Source organism: Clostridium perfringens ATCC 13124, from assembly GCF_000013285.1.
GTDB lineage: Bacteria > Bacillota > Clostridia > Clostridiales > Clostridiaceae > Sarcina > Sarcina perfringens.
Genome location: NC_008261.1, coordinates 817249 through 835434, shown reverse-complemented (window position 1 = coordinate 835434; position 18186 = coordinate 817249). Strand labels below are relative to the sequence as shown.

Below are 18186 nucleotides of genomic sequence, written 5' to 3'. Positions count from 1 at the left end.
AATACCAAATAAAAAAAGTTAATACTTTATTCAAATCAAGAATAAAGTATTAACTTATACTTTTATTTTCAACTTTTTAATTTTCTCTAATCTATTTTAATTTATATCTAAAATTACTAATACATATTTAGTCTTACTTTTTATTTAAATACGCTCTATTAAAAATTTAAATATGTTTTTTAGCTATTGAATTATATAAAAAATAACCAAGTAAAACTCCAATTATACTTATCACCCAATAATCTATTCCAATATAAATTATTGGTACAGAAATTAATCCAAAACTTAATATTAATTCTAATATAGGAACTATAAAATAAACTATAGAAGCTATTAGTACACAACCAGCTATATTATTAAATTTTCCTTTTAGAAATGCTGGATAAAATCCTAAAGGTATAAATAAAATCAATCTAATAATTATCCATTTCATAAGATATCCTATAGTTATTCCCCTATTCATTAATTCAATATAACTTTTAAAAGGAATTAAGTCTACTTGAAGATTAACATTTGAGCTTCCTCCAACTTCTATAGGGAATATATACCACCCAACTAGAAATATAAAATAATTAGCAAATAAAAATTTATATAATTCCTTTTTCCAATCTATATTATATTTTATACCCTTTACTTTATAATATATTAAAACTCCACCTCTAATTATTATATACATTGGAACAGCAATAATTATTAAAGCTATCAATTTTATATAATCAAATCTCATAAATATTAAATGAGTAAAAAAGGCTATAAGTATTATTAATGAAATTCCCACTGTATATAGTAGTGGTTTTACCCCTCTTTCCACTACAGTTTTTAGTTCTCCTCTAATTTCATTTATTTCTCCAAATCGTTCTAAAGCAATCTTAATACTCTCTTTTTCACTAAATCCTTCTAATTTTAATTCTTCTACAGATTCTATTAAATGAGTTCTCATAGTTTCCTTTATCTCTTTATTTTCTTTTGAAATTCCATCAATATTCTTATATAAAGAGTCAATATAATTATCTATCTCTCTCATTTTATTCTCCCCCCAAAAAAATATTCATAATACTCTTTAGAAATTCCCATTCACTCTTTTTTTCTTTTAGATAATTAACTCCATCCTCTGTAATTTTAAAATATTTCCTTCTTCCACCACCACTTTTACAATCACCCCAGTATGATATTACAAGTCCTAATTTTTCTAACCTTTTTAAAACAACATATAAGGTTCCATCCTTGACCTCAAAGGCTTCTTTACTGTTTTCTCTAATTAATTTTGAAATCTCATACCCATATAAATCTTTTCCTTGTAAAAGTGATAATATTATACTTTCCACATGTCCTTTTATAATCTCTTTATTAAGTTCCAATATTATCCCTCCCAAGTATAATTATACCATAAAGTACTCTATAGTATAGAATACTCTATGGTATAATTTACAAAAACATAATAAAAAAAAGCTGTATTCCAAATAAGAATACAACTTCTTTTTATATTAACTATTAACTTTATCTGACTTTAAACTTTTCTCTAACTTTTTAAGAGTTATTTGATGAAGATAATATCTATACATTTGAATTATTTCTAAACTATTATATTGGCTTAAGTCATCAATTGTATCTTTATTATTACCATTAAAAAGTAGTCCTAAAGAATATCTTAAATAAACATTACAATAAACCTCAAAATATATAAATTCATATTTATATTTTTCTTCATCATAATCATATTTTGGATCATTACATAAAGACTTCGCTTCTTCTGATAAGCTTGACCATATTCCTACAAAATCATTATAATCTTTTGGAAAGTTTTTTTTCTTAAAAAATTCTTGAAATTTTTCTTCTACTAAAGCTCTTAAACATTTTAAATATCTTACTTCCCCATGTAAATTTTCTGATACAGACATTCTTAATCTTAAGGAATCTCTTAAATCACCCTGAATTTGATCATCTGTAGATGACAAAATATTTTTTATTATTCTCTGTAAATTCTCAATTCTCTCCTTCATAAAAATCCCCTTTTATCCTTATAATAAAATTTATATTCAACTTTAAACTATTCTAACTTCTCTATTCTCATTTGCTATTTTAACCAACTTCCTATATCTATCCCCTACAAACTTTACTATATACACAGCTAAATTTTAACTATTAACTAAACCCTTTTTAAATTCATTTTATAAATACCTATAAATTTTATAATATCTTCTTAAATAAATACAAATAACAAGTAAGTCAATATTTCTCACTATTTTCTATTCCTCAGATTTAAATAAGACGCCTTAGCATATGAACCTCCAATCAAAGTCCAACTATTGTTATCCTTATATATATCTTGCTAATACATAAAACTAAGTAATAATAATATTATTATTTAAAATGCTATTTAAATAAAAGTTTATAAAATTTATGGATTTTATATAGTTACTTAGAGTATATAAATACTTGTAAAACCTAATTAGTTATTTTATACCTAACAGCATGCAAAACCTAAATTTTCTCATATAAGCTATATTAAAATCCACAACTTTATAATATAATGATACCTCTTTCACCTTAAATATTCCTCCTAATTATTTTAACTTACTGTAAACTTATTCTAAATCTAGCTATAACTAAGTTTTTAGTACTATAATTAACCTCAAAATTCATATTCTAACTAAACTTTTTTACCTAAAAAAAGGTACATCCTATAATAAGGATTGTACCTTTTAATAAGTAATACTTCTTTATTTTTTAATTAATTTATTTAATATTGAAAATACATCTCTTTCCATAAGTTTTATAGCATTGATTACATGACTTACACTTAGGTTTCTTTAAATCTCCTGAATACCATTTATTTATTAAGTCTGGCTCTGCTGTTAAAGGTCTTGAAAGTGAAAAATATTCTATATTTGTATCATTTAATAACTCTTCCATAACATCAAAGTGTCTATTACCACCTGATAAAATTACAGGTTTGTTTATTCTTTCAGCTAGCTTTATAGCATATTCTTTAAAATAAGATTCTCTATCCTTTGAAATAGCAACTTTAGTTCTTGATGGTCCTAAGTTATTTTTCATAACTTCTTCTATGGATTCATTTCCTCCAGTAACCTCAATAGCATCAATTCCTAATTCAGCTAATCTTTCAGCTACATATAGACTATCCTCTATAGTTAATCCACCTTCTTTTACATAGTCTGAAGAATTTAATTTTATTAATATTGGGAATTTTTCTCCAACTTTTTCTCTTATTGCTTTAAATATTTCAAAAACAAATCTTCCCCTATTTTCTATACTTCCTCCATACTCATCTGTTCTTTTATTATAATAAGGAGATAAGAATTGACTTACTAAATATCCATGTCCTCCATGTATCTCAACTCCATCAAATCCTGATTTTTTAACTCTTAAAGCTGCTTCTGCATATGCATTAACTAAATACTTTATATCTTCCTTAGTCATTTCTCTTGATAAAGTTCCTGTAACTTCATTTTTAGTAGTAGAAGGTCCCCATATAACTCTTTCTCCTACATTAAATTCAGTCATAAATCCACCGTATACTATTTGCATTATTATATTAGATCCAAGTCTATGAATTTTATCTGTAAATTCCTTATATTCTGGTATAAAAGAATCATCATATATTCCCATCATTCTTGGATTTGGCTGTTCATTCTCGGTTACAAAAGCATATCCTGTTACTATTGTCCCTACTCCACCTCTAGCCAATTCTTCATATACGTCTGATAATTCATTTGTCATATGACCTTTCTCATCAGCTAAAGCTGTCCATAATGCTCCTCTTAAAAATCTATTTTTCATGTTAATTGTTCCTAAGTTAGTTTTATCAAATAATGTTTTCATATTTTCCTCCTAAAAATAATACTAAATTTTATTTTTTATATTAATAAACTCAGTTTTTCTTTTATTGGAATAATAGTTTATAAGCTTATAAATTTTTTCTCATTATATGAACATAGTATATAAAATTAATATTATTTATGTAAGTACGCACTTTTTAGTAAGTGACCTCTTATAATTATTTGAGTTATAAAAATCATTAATATATAATGTTATCATGGATTTTAAAATAGAAACAAATTTTGGAGATGATAAACTTTGTTGAAATATAAAGATAAAAACTATGTTTGCCTATTAGATTTAGCAATGGAACTTATACGCGGAAAATGGAAGGCAGTTATTTTGTGTCACTTAAATAAAGGGAAAAAAAGGTTTCTTGAACTTCAGAGAATTACATGTGGAATAAGTCATAAAGTATTAACTGAAAAACTTAAGGAATTAGAGGAAGATGAACTTGTTAAAAAGATAGTTTACGATGAGAATCCTCCAAGAGTTGAATATTATCTAAGTGAAAAAGGAAAAGAGCTTGCACCCGTCTTAGAATGTTTGGAAGATTGGTCTAGAAAATACTTTGGAAACTTAGAAACTCCTTCAAAGTAAAACTTTGAAGGAGTTTCTTTTTATTTAATCTTATTTTTTAATGCATTCATTGCCATAATATACCCATATTCACCAAATCCGCTTATCTGCCCAATACAAGCTGGGGCTGTAACTGATTTATGTCTAAACTCTTCTCTTTTGTGAATATTGCTTAAATGTACCTCAACAGTTGGTATTTCAACCCCTTTTAAAGCATCATAAATAGCTATGCTATAATGTGTGTATGCTCCAGGATTTATGATTATTCCATCATACTTTTCAAAGTATGCATTATGAATAAAATTAATTATTTCTCCCTCTATATTGCTCTGGAAGCAGTTTACCTCTAACCCTAATTCTTTTCCTTCTTCTTTTATATAATCAATGACCTGATTAAAATCTTTAGCACCATAGATTTCTTTTTCTCTAATCCCCAGAAGATTTAAATTAGGGCCATTTATAACCATTATTTTCATAATATCTCTAACCAAATTATTAATTTTTTCTTTGGTTAAAATCCACCTACTTTCTCTTTAGGATTTTTAATAGGATAATTCTGAAATAGCTTTAACTATTTCTCTAATAGCCTCTTTAGTAGTACCATCATTTATAATTTCTATATCACTATGCTTTTTATATAAATCAATTCTATCTCTATATAAATTAGTAAGTCTTTCTTTTCCATCCCATAAAAGAGGTCTTCCTTCTGTGTCTATATCTTCCATAATTAAATCTAAAGGTCTGTTTATAAAAACAGTTATAAACTCCTTAAAATTCCCCATATTTTCTTCTCTTGTAACTATTCCGCCACCAGAAGATATAACCACATTTTTTAAGGTTGATAAAAGTTCACAACTTTTACTTTCTAAATCTCTAAAAACCTCTTCTCCCTGAGCAAAAAGTTCTTTTATTTCTTTTCCTGTACTTCTTTCTATGAATTCATCCATGTCTAAAAAATTCATCTTTAATACCGTTGAAAGATCTCTTCCTATGGTTGTTTTTCCTGCTCCAGGCATTCCAATTAAAAGTACTCCTCTTTTTTTCATATCCTAATCCCCTTTTTGTATTTTACCCAACAATATTATTTAAACTTTTAAAATTAATTTTAGTTTTTATTCCTATTTTAAATCAGTAATCATTTATAATAATACCTAGAAATAATTACTGTTTTAAAAAGAAACTCTTAATTTATTAATTATAAAATTAAGTATAATTTAAAAATGTAATCTATACTTATTTTATATCATATTTGGCTAAATTTAGTATTCGAATTAACATTTTCTTATTACAAAATTAACTTTAAAATCTACATTTCAATTCTTCATATATATCTTCTTCTGTAGACTTATCTACTTTTATTCCATTCCAAATCTCTTCAGCTTTAACCCCTTGTCCAACTAACATAAATAATCCATCCACCGTTTTAAGACCATTGTCCTTAGCCATCTTTAAAAACTTAGTTTCTAAAGGATTATAAACTATATCCACAGCAACCTTAAACTTTTTAATTACCTTTTCTGAAACAGCTACTGAATTTATATTAGGATACATTCCACAGGGAGTTGTATTGATTAACGCAAACTCTTCATTAATTTCTTCAAGCTCACCATAACTCATAAAATTAATATTGAAATCTTTAAATTTTTTAAAAGCTTTCTCTCTATCCCTAGAAACCAAAACTATTTTTTTAGCTTTGCTGTCCTCTAAATATTTTAAAATACTTCTAGCAGCCCCTCCTGCTCCTAAAACAAAAAAGCTATTTCCTTCAATATTAACCTTTGCTCTTTCTAGCATTTTACCAAATCCATAATAATCAGTGTTATAACCATAGGATTTTCCATCTTTTATTAAAATAGTATTTACTGCTCCTATAGCTTTGGCCTCATGTGAAATAATATCTAGCTGATCCATAACCTTCTCTTTATATGGTATTGTAACATTGGCTCCCTTTACTCCTAAGCATTTTAGACTTTCTACAATATTATTTTCAAAATCTTTTTTTACAGAAAAAAGATTATATAATCCATCTATATTATTATCTTTAAAAACTTTATTATGTATCTCTGGAGATAAACTATGTCCTAACTTCTCACCTATTAATCCAAATAACTTCAAAACTCCACCTCCTTAATCTTTACAATTTAATTCTAACAAAAACATTGAATAAAGATAAAACTCTTACACTATACAATAATTAAGATTTAAACTTTAATAATAAAACTCCATAATTAATTCATAATTCTATGATTAAATTACCATACAAAACTTATAATAATCTTTTTACATCCCCTGTTGAAAGATTAATAATAATTTTAAGTTTTTGTTTAAATATCCAAAACCAAATACACAAGTTCATGTAAGACACTTAGTTACCCTACTAGGTGTCTTTTACATTTTAAATAGTATTTTATAAAAAGCTCTAGCTTTTTAATCATAGAATATTTACTAAGCAAATTATTTATATATTTTTTACCTTATAAAATATAATAATAAAAATCACTTCTACAACAATTAAAAATGCCCTTATGGCAAAATTAGTAGTAATTAACGTATATATAAGAGTTATTACCATTACCAATTTTAAAAATTTAATCAAAGCTTTAATTTCCAAATTTGATACCCTCTTTTTCTATAGTAATTATTTGTTGACAATCATTATTCTACTCTCTTATCCATTTTCTATAGGGTATTTCAAAAAAAGTTTATGCTTTATTAAAATAAATGGATGTCCTGTTAATTTGACACCCATTATTATTAACATTTTAAAATTACGCTTTTTTATAACATACTAAAATCCTATAATTGACTATTGAATCTCTTAACCCCTCTAAAATATATTTTCCCTCTAATTCCAATTAAATTATGCTCTATTATTTAATTAAGTCCTCTTCTCTAAATAATCCTTTTTCCCACTTAAAATACAATTTTATTTCATTTTACTTAATGAAATTTTCTCTCATACCTATTTTATATTGTTGATATTCTTTACTTATATCCATTAATGCATGAAGCATCTCCTCTGCATAAGGTAAAAGTTCTTTATTTTTTACTCGACTTAGATTTTTCTCTATAACTTGATTTTCCCTATCTTTATGAAAAATTTCCATATTATTTTCTTTTTTGTATCTTGCAACATTCAAAACAACATTCATTCTTTCTTCAAAAAGTTTCATAAGTTCCCCATCTATTCTATCGATTTCTTTCCTACATTGAGCTAACTTGTCACTCAAAATTTCACCTCTTTTCTTTTAACTTCTTTAATCTTTTTTAAGTAAATATTAATTTAATCTAAAACTTTGATAAAGTGAATCACTTTTAAATATTTTTAAATATAGTAGACAAAGATTAATTTTAATTAATATCCCATTCTCATAAAAGTCTACTATACTTTAAACTTTTTATTTTATTAACTCTAATATAGAAATAGCTGCAATGGCTTCTATAACAACTAAGGCTCTTTGAACTATACAAGGATCATGTCTACCATTTACACTTAGAACTTCCTCTGTCATATTTTTTATATTTATAGTTCTTTGTTCTTTAGAAATAGATGGTGTAGGTTTTATAACAACTCTGAATATAACTGGCATTCCATTTGATATTCCACCAGTTATTCCTCCATTATTATTAGAGTATGTCTTAACTTTTTCATATTCTATGAAATATTCGTCATTTGCTTCTGAACCTTTCATATTTGCAAAGTCAAAACCTGCTCCAAATTCAATTCCCTTTACAGCAGGCACTGAAAAAGCTAAATGAGCTATGGTACTTTCTAAAGAATCAAAGAATGGATTTCCTATACCAGCCTCTAATCCTACTATGGCGCACTCAACAATTCCTCCAATAGAATCTCCTTCCATTCTATATGAAGTAATCTCTTCCTTAATTTCTTCTATTTTATTTGTATCTATTACTGGAAGTTCTTTAGTTAAAAGTTCTTCTAAATCTTCTTTCTTTAAATTTAATGCATCAAAAGAAGAATCCTTAACTTTTCCAACTTGCTTAATATGAGAACCAATAGTTATATCTTTTTCCTTAAGTATTTCCTTAGCTAAGGCTCCAGCAAAAACTAAGGGCGCTGTTATTCTTCCTGAGAAATGTCCTCCCCCTCTATAATCATTAAAGCCATTATATCTTATGTATCCTGGGAAATCTGCATGGCCTGGTCTCATTACATCTTTTATTTTTGAATAATCCCTAGATCTTTTATCTGTATTTCTTATTATCATTGAAATAGGAGCCCCTGTGGTGATTCCATTAAATATTCCACTTAAAATTTCTGGTTTATCCCCTTCTTTTCTTTGAGTTGATAAACTATTTCTTCCTGGTGCTCTTCTTTCCATATCTTTTTCTATGTTATCCATATTTATTTTTATTCCAGGTTCTATTCCATCTATTACTATTCCTATTCCTTCTCCATGAGATTCTCCAAATATAGATAATTTTATTTTATTACCCCAAACTCCTCCCATTTCTTTGCTTTTAAAGCTTATTATCTCTAAAAGCTTCCTCCTTTCAGTTAAATATTTTATATATTATTCTCCTTTTAAAATTCCACCTAAGCTCTTAAAATCTTCCCAAAATCCTGGATAAGATTTTTTAACACAATCTGGTTCTTTTATAATAACCTCTTCCTTGCATCTTGTAGAAGCAATAGCCAAACTCATAGCTATTCTATGATCTTTATGACTATATACTTCTCCTCCTATTAATTCTTTAACTCCCTTTATTATAAGGCCATCTTTTAATTCCTTTATATCTGCACCTAGTTTATTAAGCTCTGTACATATAGCATTTAATCTATCACATTCTTTTATTCTAAGTCTTTCTCCGTTTATAATCCTAGTCTCTCCCTTACTTAAAGCAGCAACCACTGTCAAAACAGGAATTATATCTGGGCATTGTGAAGCATCTATAATTGTTCCATTTAAATCCCCATGAATTATACTTAAAGACTCTTCTTGATTTTCTATAAGCCTAGCACCCATACCCTCTAATATTTCAATGCATTCCTTATCTCCTTGATAAGAACTTAAATCTAAATCAAGACAATTTATTTCTGAGCCTAAAGCCCCTGCTGAAAAATAAAAAGCAGCCTGTGAGTAATCACCTTCAACCTTATAATTCATAGGCTTATAACTTTGATTACCCTTTATTAAAAATTCTCTATAATTATTATTTTTTATTGTAACTCCAAACTTTTCTATCATGTCTAAAGTTAAATCTATATATCCTTTAGATTCAAGTTCTGTAGTTATTATTATTTTAGAATCCTCTTTTAATAAAGGAAGAGTAAATAATAAACCACTTATAAATTGAGAACTTATATTTCCCTTAACTTTGAATTCTCCACCTTTTAAGCTTCCTTCTATATTCAAATCAAGATTTTCTTCCTCATAGGAATACTTAACTTCTTGCTCCTCAAAAATCTCATAATAAGTTTTTAATGGTCTTTTCCCTAAATTTCCTCTACCGATAAAATTAACTCTATTATCTTTTATTAAGGAAATCGGAACTAAAAATCTTAAAGTGGAACCTGATTCATTACAATCAATAACTTTATAATTAGAATCCTTTAAAATATTTTCTCCATTTATAATTAGTTTATCTTTTTCTACTTTTATATTTGCTCCTAAAGATTTCATACCTTCCATAGTTGCAATAATATCTTCTGAAAAATCTATGTTAGAAATAACACTTTCTCCTTTGCTTAAAGAAGCACAAATAATAGCTCTATGAGCCATACTTTTAGAAGGTGGTATTTTTACACTTCCCTTTAACTTACTAGGAGTTATAATTACCTTTTTCACTTTTACCCACTCCCTATACTTATTTTCAAATTACACTATAAATTTTATCCTCTGTTTTAAACCAATATTAATTCTAAATTTAAAAACTAGAGAAATAATTAAATTAGCTCTAAATTCCTTTATGAAGCCAAGTTGTTAAGTTATTTATAAAGTAATAACTTTAAATTAATATTCACTTAACTCCCTATGCCTTTATTCAAAAAATTCTACAGTTGTATTATATATATACCCTTCCCCAATATCTTTTAAAAGGATAACATTTAAATTTCCATTTAAATTCTTCTTATCTAATTTTATAGCTTCTCTAGCTAATCCATTATCTTCAATATTAACATCAGTATTTAATCCATACTTCTTTAATAAACTTTCAATTCTTTCTGCTGTTCCTTTTTTAGTAAGATCCTTTTCTTCTGCAATCTTGCTTATCATATTCATTCCTATGGCAACAGCTTCCCCATGAGAATAAGTTTCATAATTATAAATTTGCTCTATGGCATGACCTAAAGTATGACCAAAGTTTAGAATCATTCTTTCTCCTAAATCTTTTTCATCATTTTCAACCACTTCTCTTTTTATATTGCAGCATTCATAAATAATTTCTCCAATATTCTCTTTTAGATCCTCTTTATTTTCAAAGCCCTCTAACTTTTCAAATAACTCTTTACTCTTAATACATCCATATTTTATTACCTCTCCAAGGCCATCATTAAAATATTTTTCTGGAAGTGTTCCAAGCATATTGGGATCTATTAATACTAATTCTGGATGATAAAAGCTTCCTACTAAGTTCTTACCTCTTTCTAAGTCAACAGCTACCTTACCACCAACGCTAGAATCAACTTGAGCTAATAATGATGTAGGTATTTGTATAAAGCTAATTCCTCTTAAAAAAGTTGAGGCAACAAAACCTGCAAGGTCTCCAACAACACCTCCACCTAGAGCTATGATTAAATCGCTTCTAGTTAGTTTAAAATCTAAAAGTTTATTATATATTCCTGGTAATACGCTAAAAGATTTACTCTTTTCTCCTGGTGTAACAGAAATAACTTCAACTTCAAAACCTTCATTTTCTATATTTTTCTTTATAGCCTCTCCATATATATCATTTAAATTATCATCAGTTATAATAGCTACTTTTTTCCCATCAAATACAGTTTTTATGTATTCTCCAAAATAATCTTTTAAATCCTTTTGAATTACTATATCATAACTTTTTTCATCTAAATTTACTCTTAAAACTTTCATTTTTATCACTCCAAACCCTTTAATTTTATGTTTTATAAAAATATTAATTTTATTATGTTATTTCTATTTAAGTATAAATTTAATGGGAGTTTAAACACTCCCACTAAATTAAATAATATTCTATAACTCTCTACCAACAGCCTTTGCGATAGCTCTTAAATCTTCTAAAAGCTTTCCGTACTCTTCTGGTTTAATTGACTGTTGACCATCACATAAGGCATTAGCAGGGTCATTATGTACTTCTATTATTAATCCATCTGCACCTACAGCTATGGCTGCCTTTGATAAAGGGTCTACCATCCATGACTTTCCTGCTGCATGGCTTGGATCAACAATTACTGGTAAATGACTTAGTTTTTTAATAGCAGGTATTGCACTTAAGTCTAAGGTATTTCTTGTATAAGTTTCAAAGGTTCTAATTCCTCTTTCACAAAGAATTACATTTTCATTTCCACCGGCCATTATGTACTCTGCTGACATTATAAGTTCCTCTATTGTAGCTGACAATCCTCTTTTTAAAAGAATAGGTTTTTTTGTCTTTCCAAGCTCTTTTAAAAGATCAAAGTTTTGCATATTTCTTGCTCCAACTTGAATAACATCAACATCTTCAATAAACTTTTCTATCATACTAGTTGACATTATTTCTGTAACTATAGGAAGACCTGTTTTTGCCTTAGCCTTCTTTAGAAGCTCCAATCCTTCAAGTTCTAACCCTTGGAAACTGTATGGTGAAGTTCTTGGTTTAAATGCACCACCTCTTAAGAAACTTGCCCCTAATGCCTTAACTTCTTTGGCTATTTCAGTTATTTGTTCCTCACTCTCTACGGAACAAGGGCCAGCTATTAATGCTATTTTCTTATCACCAATTTTATTTCCTAAGACATCAATTATAGAGTTCTCTGGATGGAATAATCTATTTGCCTTTTTAAAGGGCTCTTGAACAGGCATTATTCTCTCTACATTTTTGTTTGCTTCTACTTTAGCAGGATCTATTTTACTTGTATCTCCAACTAAACCAATTACACACATTTCACTTCCAGAAATTCTTTGAGTCTCAACTCCAAGTGATTCTATCTTTTTTATCAATTTTAAAATCTCCTCTTCCTTTGTTCCTGGTTTTAATATAACTATCATAATTCGCCCTCCTTTTTTATTTTAACCTTTTTATCTAAAATAGTCTAAATGTAAAATTAAACTGTTTAAATTATACTATTGCAAAAAAATAGAACCCACTTTAATGAGTTCTATCAAATAAATTATAATACAATATTACTATAATATTAATATCTATCACGCTAATTATACAAACCCATTAGTTAAAAGAGCATAGTTTTTGTTGCACATAAAAGATCCAGCGCTAAAATGAAAGCCCCAGCTAGAGTAAAAGCTATAAAATTGTGCTACTAATCCCTTTACTAATAAATTTAGCATAACATCCTCCAAAAAATTTTTAAACAGTTATTTCTAAACTTTTTTAAATTTATTATACACTTTGTAATTTCAAAGTCAATAAAATTTAAAACAAAAGTAGTATAAGACTCTATATAAAATCTTATACTACTTGCTTAAAATTTACTTCAATCTAATTAAAATAATTAAAACTTATTATCTAGCAGTTCTAACAGTTATTGATTCCTTAGTTGAAAGTTCACCATTAGAATATTTAGCAGCAATCTTAAAGTTATAAATAGTGTGTCTGTTTAATCCCTTAAATGTAAATTCAGTTTTATCAGCACCTATTTCTTTAACTTTCTTACCATCTTTATAAAGAACATATCCTTCTAATCCATAAGTTTTTTCTGGCTCTTCCCAGCTTACAGTTACATTCTTCTTAGTCTTATCAGTAACCTTAAAGTTTCTTACTGGGTTTACTATAACTTCTTCCTCCTCAACTTCTGGATTTCCAACCTTAACTCTTACTGTATTTGAAGAAACTTTATTTCCATTAACAGTAATATTTACTTGGACATCAGTAAAGCCTTCAGAAGCTCCAGTCATCATTCCATTTTCAATAGTTAAAACTTCTGGTTTTGAAACTTTATATTCAACTTCAGCTTCTTCTAAGTTAACATTTGCACCATTATTCATTAATGCATTTATAGCAAATGGAACGCTTTGTCCAACTTCTAAGTCATGTTCTACTGTATTTAAGTTTACATGAGCTAATTCTGGTGATTCAATTGACTTATCTATTTCTTTAACATAAATATTATCTAATATTACTTCTTTAAATCCATCACCTTTTTCTAAAGTAATATAGTAGTCTCCAGCAAAATCTCCAGTTGTAAACTCGTGAGTTACAGATTTAGTTTTAGTGAAAATATCTTGTGCATAATTTGAACCAGTAGCCTCTAAAGGAATATTTACAATCTTTTCGCCATCTCTATTCTTAATATTTACAGAATATCCTGGAGCAGCATTTTCTAATGAATATAAGAATCCAAATTCATAAGTTTTATTTGGTTCTAATTTGAATGATGAAACATCTGTAGTTAACATTTCACCTATTTCCTTTGGTTGTTGGTTAGATTTTAATGAGAATCTTCCATCAAGTACCCAGTTCATTCTTTGATTAGCATCTATAGATATATCCTTCTCAGCTAAGTGAGATCTATTTGAATGTCCTCTTCCTGGAGATAAATAAAATGGTGATATACCTTCATCTACATTTTCAAAATCTTCGTAGAATACATATCCATCTCTATTAGTGTGTCCTGGGTGATCCCATATTCTAAAGTCATCAACTAGTACAACTGAGTCAGCATCTCCTTCTGAAGCCTTCAAGTAAACATCAGCTGAATTTACTCCTTTAGGTACAGTAAATTCTACTTCCATTCTCACGAAAGTATCGTCAATATACTTAACACCTTCTCCTTGTCTTACTTTACCACCACTTGTTATTACATTAGTGAAATCTTTTCCACCAACATTAACTCCTAGTGTAACTTCTCTATTATTATCATTTTTAACCCATGCAGATACTGAATAAGTTACTCCTTCTTCTAATCCACTTATGCTTTGAGAAATTTTAGCATCCGCGCCTTCATTTCCACTTATTTTAAGAACATCATTACCCAATCTCTTTTGAACACTTTCATTTTCAATAGTTATATGATCTGTATTTTCAGCAGTAGATTCTTTATTCCACTTATCAAAAGTTTGAGAATCAAATCCTGGATCAGCTATTTCTGAGCCATATCCCCAATCCTCTATTCTCTTCTCTTCAACCTTTTCCTTAGTAACTATATAAGGAGTATCTTGTTTTACTTCTAAATTAACCTTTCCATCTACAACTGGTACTTCCTTAACTAAAGTTCTTCCTAGATCTGATAATTCATATAAATAAACTTTGTCATTAGAAGTCCATCCTTCTGGTAAAGTCCATTCTGAAGTAGTTCCTAATGGATTCCAGTGATATATCTTTTCACTATTTGCCTCATCAACAGGATTCCATGGTAAGAATAATTGAGTATCTCCTATACCAGTATTTCCAATTGAATTTTCTGGAGTAGTAGCAACTAATCTATCATTTCTATAGTAATTTATATTAGAGTTTTCTCTAACAGCCTTAACTCCATTTTCAAATAATACTTCATTTTCGCTCATCTTAGTTATTTGGAAATGTTGTAAATACTTAGTAGGTAATACTTGATTATAGAATACTTCTGTACCATAAGCACCTTCTATATCATGTCTAGTTCCCCATCCACCTGATAATAAATGCTTATTACCTTTTACTAATGGATCTGCTAAGAATGAATCTTGAGTATCATTTTTCATAAATCTCATTATTTTACTTGCATTTCCCTTGTTTGGATATGCAGGATCTCCACCCCAGTGAGTCCATGGAACATGTTGCTCTAATGGTCCATTCATTTCTGTTGCAATCATAATTCCATAATCATTTATCTTTTCTCCTAATTGATGAGCATTCCATCCATTACCTGTATAAACGTCAACGTAAATCCATCCTAGCTCTGGTGCATCTTCCATTAACATATCAAGTCTTCTGAATAATTCACCACTAGTTATATCTCCTCTTTGATTTACATAATAAGCTTGGTCTAACCATCCCCATCCTGGAGCATTTTCGTTAACTAATTCAGTTGGATATTCAAACGCATCCATAGTATATTCAGTTGCATTTATATGAACACCTATTTTAGCATTATATTCCTTACCTTGTTCTATTAAGGTATTGAAGTCTTCCTTACCACCTTGTCTCATACCAATATGTCCGCCATAGTCTGGATGAGAGTCGTCATGTCCTTCTCCTTGATATCCTTTATGAAGAACTAATTGGCCAAATCCATCTGTGTAATTTGAAAGCTTTTTAATTGTATCTAATGATCTTAGGAATGGATTTTGAGTGTATCCAATATTAAAATCAATATATGACATTTGATTTTTTATTTCTTCTCCACCTACTGGAATTTTCATATTTTTTCTATATTGAATAGCACCATCTTGCCAATCTACTTGACCATCTTCATTCTCATCTCTTGCTATAATTACTTCTGACCATGGCTTTTCACCTTGATATAGCTTACTTCCTTGATCTGTTGTATCTTGAAGAATTTCTTTATAAGTCCAAGTACCGTTTGAAATTCCAACTTTTTTATAGTTTGTATTATCAGGAAGAGTATCCTTTTCTGTTGTTAATACAACCCTATTTCCACCTTCAATAGTATTATTATTTATAGTAACAGCAAACTTATCATCATTTATAAATGCATAAGTTTTACCCTTAACCCCTGGTTTTGCCTTAGCAACATCTGTAAACTCTTCATTTATGTTATTCCAGTCACCAGTTGTTAGAACAGAGGCTGTTTTACCATTATTTAAACTGCTTACTGAAGCTAAACTATGATTTGGGAAATTTAATGTTTGAAGTTTAACATCTCCTTCTTGAATATCAGTAACTTCCATTCTTAATTTATTTTCATTAACAGTCATCTTTAAAGTAATAGTCATTCCTATATCTTCAAAGTTTAATGTATATATACCTTCATTATTTGCAAATTCACTAGTTACTTTTGGAATTCTCTTCTCACCATTAATTTCAACCATATATTGAGCTTCTAAATCATCTACAGATGCCCCTGATAAAACATCTTCAGTTCCTTTCCACTCATATCTAATAACAGTTGGGAATCTATTATCTAAAACAACTTTCATAGAATCTGATTCTATACTTTGTTCTTGTAATGGACCTACTTCTGGTGCCATTATTCCACCTAATTCCTCAACAACAAGATTATCTAAAGTAACATTTTTATTTCCAAACCATCCAGTTAAGCCAACTTTTCCTCTTACATCTGGTAAATTAGATACTGCAACCTGACCTATTTTCTCTCCATCAACCCACATAGTAATATTTGTATCTTCTACTTTAAGCTTTATTCTGTAAGTTTTTCCTTGCTCTGGTGTAAATGTTCCTGGGAAATTACCATATTTGCCATCTCCAGTTTTCCATACCCAAGAACCATTATCATAACAAACAGCTCCCCACTCAGTTTCTGATACATATCTAAATAATAGACCTATTCTTCCTCCATTATTATCAACAGAAAAATCAGTTTCATAAGTAAAGTTCTTAACCTCTGGAGAATTCATATCAACAGCTATTGATACTCCATTCATAGGTATTTTTACTTTACCTTCTTCATAACTTGGAGATCCTCCTCCTTGTACAACTTGCCAATCTCCTCTTGTTTCTTCTGTTTCAAAATTAGTTTCATAATATGCTAAATCTGAACTTACAGTTACATTAGCTATTGCTTTTACATCTGTACCTTCAACTGTACCTTCAACTTTGAATGTACCTGGCTTTGAATAACTTTCCTTAGGTATATAATTCCAAGAAACATCCTTAATACTAGACATACCATTTTCATGATTTACTGTAACACTTGATGGTAAAATAGGCTTAACTCTTGGATAAGTTTCTACATTTACTTCATTTATTGATACTATAGGTCCCTTATCTATAGTCATAGGAGAATACTTAATATAATCAAATTTGGTAGTTTTAGCATTACCCCATCCTCTATATCCCACTTTACCAGCTTGTAATGGAATTAAATCTGATTCTTTATCATATATAGTTTCAAATTCTCCATCATTTACAGAAACATTAACAGTTAAATGCTTTTCAACAAAAGTAGCCTTAACTGTTACAACATCTCCATTATTTAGTCTTGGTCCTGTAATATCCTCCCAGTTACTTTTATTTTCTATAACCCAGCCAGTACCTGCGTTATAGTTGATCATTCCATAGTTTGACTCAGTTGCTCTGAATATTATTCCAGTTTGAGAACCTCCAACTGTAAATTTACTTTCTAACTCACCATTTTTTATATTAGGCGATTGATCTTCCATAATTCTATAATCTCCATTATTGGTAACTGATAAAAATCCATCAGTTACCTCAACACTTCCTGAGCCTGCTAATTTTGTCCAAGTAATCCCCTCTGGTCTATCATAGTTTTGAATATAAGCCTCAGCTTCTTCATCACTATTAGTTAAAATTTCAGCTGATTCACTATTAATCTCATCTCCAGCTTCATTAACAGGTGTAGCAAGTACTGAAATTGGTAATTGTCCTACAATAACGGCAGCTGCTATTATTGCGGCAATCTTCTTATTCATGCATTTTCTACCCATTTTTCTCCCCCCTAATTTCATGTTAAATGTTTACATTTATAATTTT

General features: G+C 28.4%; 14 protein-coding genes. 1 reads left to right on the top strand and 13 read right to left on the bottom strand.

Translation table 11 applies throughout. The annotated features are described in order from the left end of the window. Positions 1 to 166 precede the first annotated feature (166 nt). From CPF_RS03480 to CPF_RS03465, 4 genes are all read right to left on the bottom strand, one after another. Positions 167 to 1024, bottom strand: a complete 858-nt coding sequence (locus tag CPF_RS03480) for a permease prefix domain 1-containing protein (protein WP_011590317.1) — start codon at positions 1022 to 1024, stop codon at positions 167 to 169. A 1-nt stretch (position 1025) separates the two neighbouring features. Further along, positions 1026 to 1358 carry a PadR family transcriptional regulator gene (locus tag CPF_RS03475; protein WP_011590316.1) on the bottom strand — a complete coding sequence of 111 codons (333 nt, stop codon included), beginning with the start codon at positions 1356 to 1358 and terminating at the stop codon, positions 1026 to 1028. 126 nt (positions 1359 to 1484) lie between these two features. After that, positions 1485 to 2000 carry a hypothetical protein gene (locus CPF_RS03470; protein WP_011590315.1) on the bottom strand — a complete coding sequence of 172 codons (516 nt, stop codon included), beginning with the start codon at positions 1998 to 2000 and terminating at the stop codon, positions 1485 to 1487. A gap of 736 nt (positions 2001 to 2736) precedes the next feature. After that, the gene (locus tag CPF_RS03465; protein WP_004459980.1) at positions 2737 to 3843 is read right to left on the bottom strand and encodes an NADH:flavin oxidoreductase; all 1107 of its coding nucleotides are present in this window, start codon (positions 3841 to 3843) and stop codon (positions 2737 to 2739) included. Positions 3844 to 4098: 255 nt separating this feature from the next. On the opposite strand from CPF_RS03465, the gene CPF_RS03460 reads away from it, so the two are divergent. Then, complete coding sequence (locus CPF_RS03460; protein WP_003457038.1) at positions 4099 to 4440, top strand: winged helix-turn-helix transcriptional regulator; 342 nt, start codon at positions 4099 to 4101, stop codon at positions 4438 to 4440. 20 nt (positions 4441 to 4460) lie between these two features. On the opposite strand, the gene aroQ is transcribed toward CPF_RS03460, so the two are convergent. The 9 genes from aroQ to CPF_RS03415 all read right to left on the bottom strand — a co-directional run bounded on the left by aroQ (position 4461) and on the right by CPF_RS03415 (position 18140). Then, positions 4461 to 4895, bottom strand: coding sequence for a type II 3-dehydroquinate dehydratase (gene aroQ / locus CPF_RS03455; protein WP_011590314.1), 435 nt, complete (start codon positions 4893 to 4895; stop codon positions 4461 to 4463). Positions 4896 to 4961: 66 nt separating this feature from the next. After that, positions 4962 to 5465: a shikimate kinase gene (locus tag CPF_RS03450; RefSeq protein WP_003476990.1), complete on the bottom strand. Its 504-nt coding sequence runs from the start codon at positions 5463 to 5465 to the stop codon at positions 4962 to 4964. 253 nt (positions 5466 to 5718) lie between these two features. After that, entirely contained in the window at positions 5719 to 6534 is an 816-nt protein-coding gene (gene aroE, locus CPF_RS03445) for a shikimate dehydrogenase (protein WP_011590313.1), read from the bottom strand. 821 nt (positions 6535 to 7355) lie between these two features. Continuing rightward, a complete protein-coding gene (locus CPF_RS03440) occupies positions 7356 to 7649 on the bottom strand; it encodes a chorismate mutase (RefSeq protein WP_011590311.1) in 294 nt (97 codons plus the stop codon). Positions 7650 to 7817: 168 nt separating this feature from the next. Next, positions 7818 to 8891 carry a chorismate synthase gene (gene aroC / locus CPF_RS03435; RefSeq protein WP_011590310.1) on the bottom strand — a complete coding sequence of 358 codons (1074 nt, stop codon included), beginning with the start codon at positions 8889 to 8891 and terminating at the stop codon, positions 7818 to 7820. 63 nt (positions 8892 to 8954) lie between these two features. Beyond that, entirely contained in the window at positions 8955 to 10229 is a 1275-nt protein-coding gene (gene aroA / locus CPF_RS03430; RefSeq protein WP_011590309.1) for a 3-phosphoshikimate 1-carboxyvinyltransferase, read from the bottom strand. A 192-nt stretch (positions 10230 to 10421) separates the two neighbouring features. Next, positions 10422 to 11474 carry a 3-dehydroquinate synthase gene (gene aroB / locus CPF_RS03425; protein ID WP_011590308.1) on the bottom strand — a complete coding sequence of 351 codons (1053 nt, stop codon included), beginning with the start codon at positions 11472 to 11474 and terminating at the stop codon, positions 10422 to 10424. Between the two features lie 120 nt (positions 11475 to 11594). After that, entirely contained in the window at positions 11595 to 12608 is a 1014-nt protein-coding gene (gene aroF, locus CPF_RS03420) for a 3-deoxy-7-phosphoheptulonate synthase (protein WP_003457101.1), read from the bottom strand. Between the two features lie 471 nt (positions 12609 to 13079). Then, entirely contained in the window at positions 13080 to 18140 is a 5061-nt protein-coding gene (locus CPF_RS03415) for an endo-alpha-N-acetylgalactosaminidase family protein (RefSeq protein ID WP_011590307.1), read from the bottom strand. Positions 18141 to 18186: the final 46 nt, after the last annotated feature.

What these genes read in the sequence shown, in the direction of transcription:
- CPF_RS03480 (WP_011590317.1), bottom strand. Translation starts at nt 1,024, where the DNA reads ATGAGAGAGATAGATAATTATATTGACTCTTTATATAAGAATATTGAT.
- CPF_RS03470 (WP_011590315.1), bottom strand. Translation starts at nt 2,000, where the DNA reads ATGAAGGAGAGAATTGAGAATTTACAGAGAATAATAAAAAATATTTTG.
- CPF_RS03465 (WP_004459980.1), bottom strand. Translation starts at nt 3,843, where the DNA reads ATGAAAACATTATTTGATAAAACTAACTTAGGAACAATTAACATGAAA.
- aroQ (WP_011590314.1), bottom strand. Translation starts at nt 4,895, where the DNA reads ATGAAAATAATGGTTATAAATGGCCCTAATTTAAATCTTCTGGGGATT.
- CPF_RS03450 (WP_003476990.1), bottom strand. Translation starts at nt 5,465, where the DNA reads ATGAAAAAAAGAGGAGTACTTTTAATTGGAATGCCTGGAGCAGGAAAA.
- aroC (WP_011590310.1), bottom strand. Translation starts at nt 8,891, where the DNA reads ATGGGAGGAGTTTGGGGTAATAAAATAAAATTATCTATATTTGGAGAA.
- aroB (WP_011590308.1), bottom strand. Translation starts at nt 11,474, where the DNA reads ATGAAAGTTTTAAGAGTAAATTTAGATGAAAAAAGTTATGATATAGTA.
- aroF (WP_003457101.1), bottom strand. Translation starts at nt 12,608, where the DNA reads ATGATAGTTATATTAAAACCAGGAACAAAGGAAGAGGAGATTTTAAAA.
- CPF_RS03415 (WP_011590307.1), bottom strand. Translation starts at nt 18,140, where the DNA reads ATGGGTAGAAAATGCATGAATAAGAAGATTGCCGCAATAATAGCAGCT.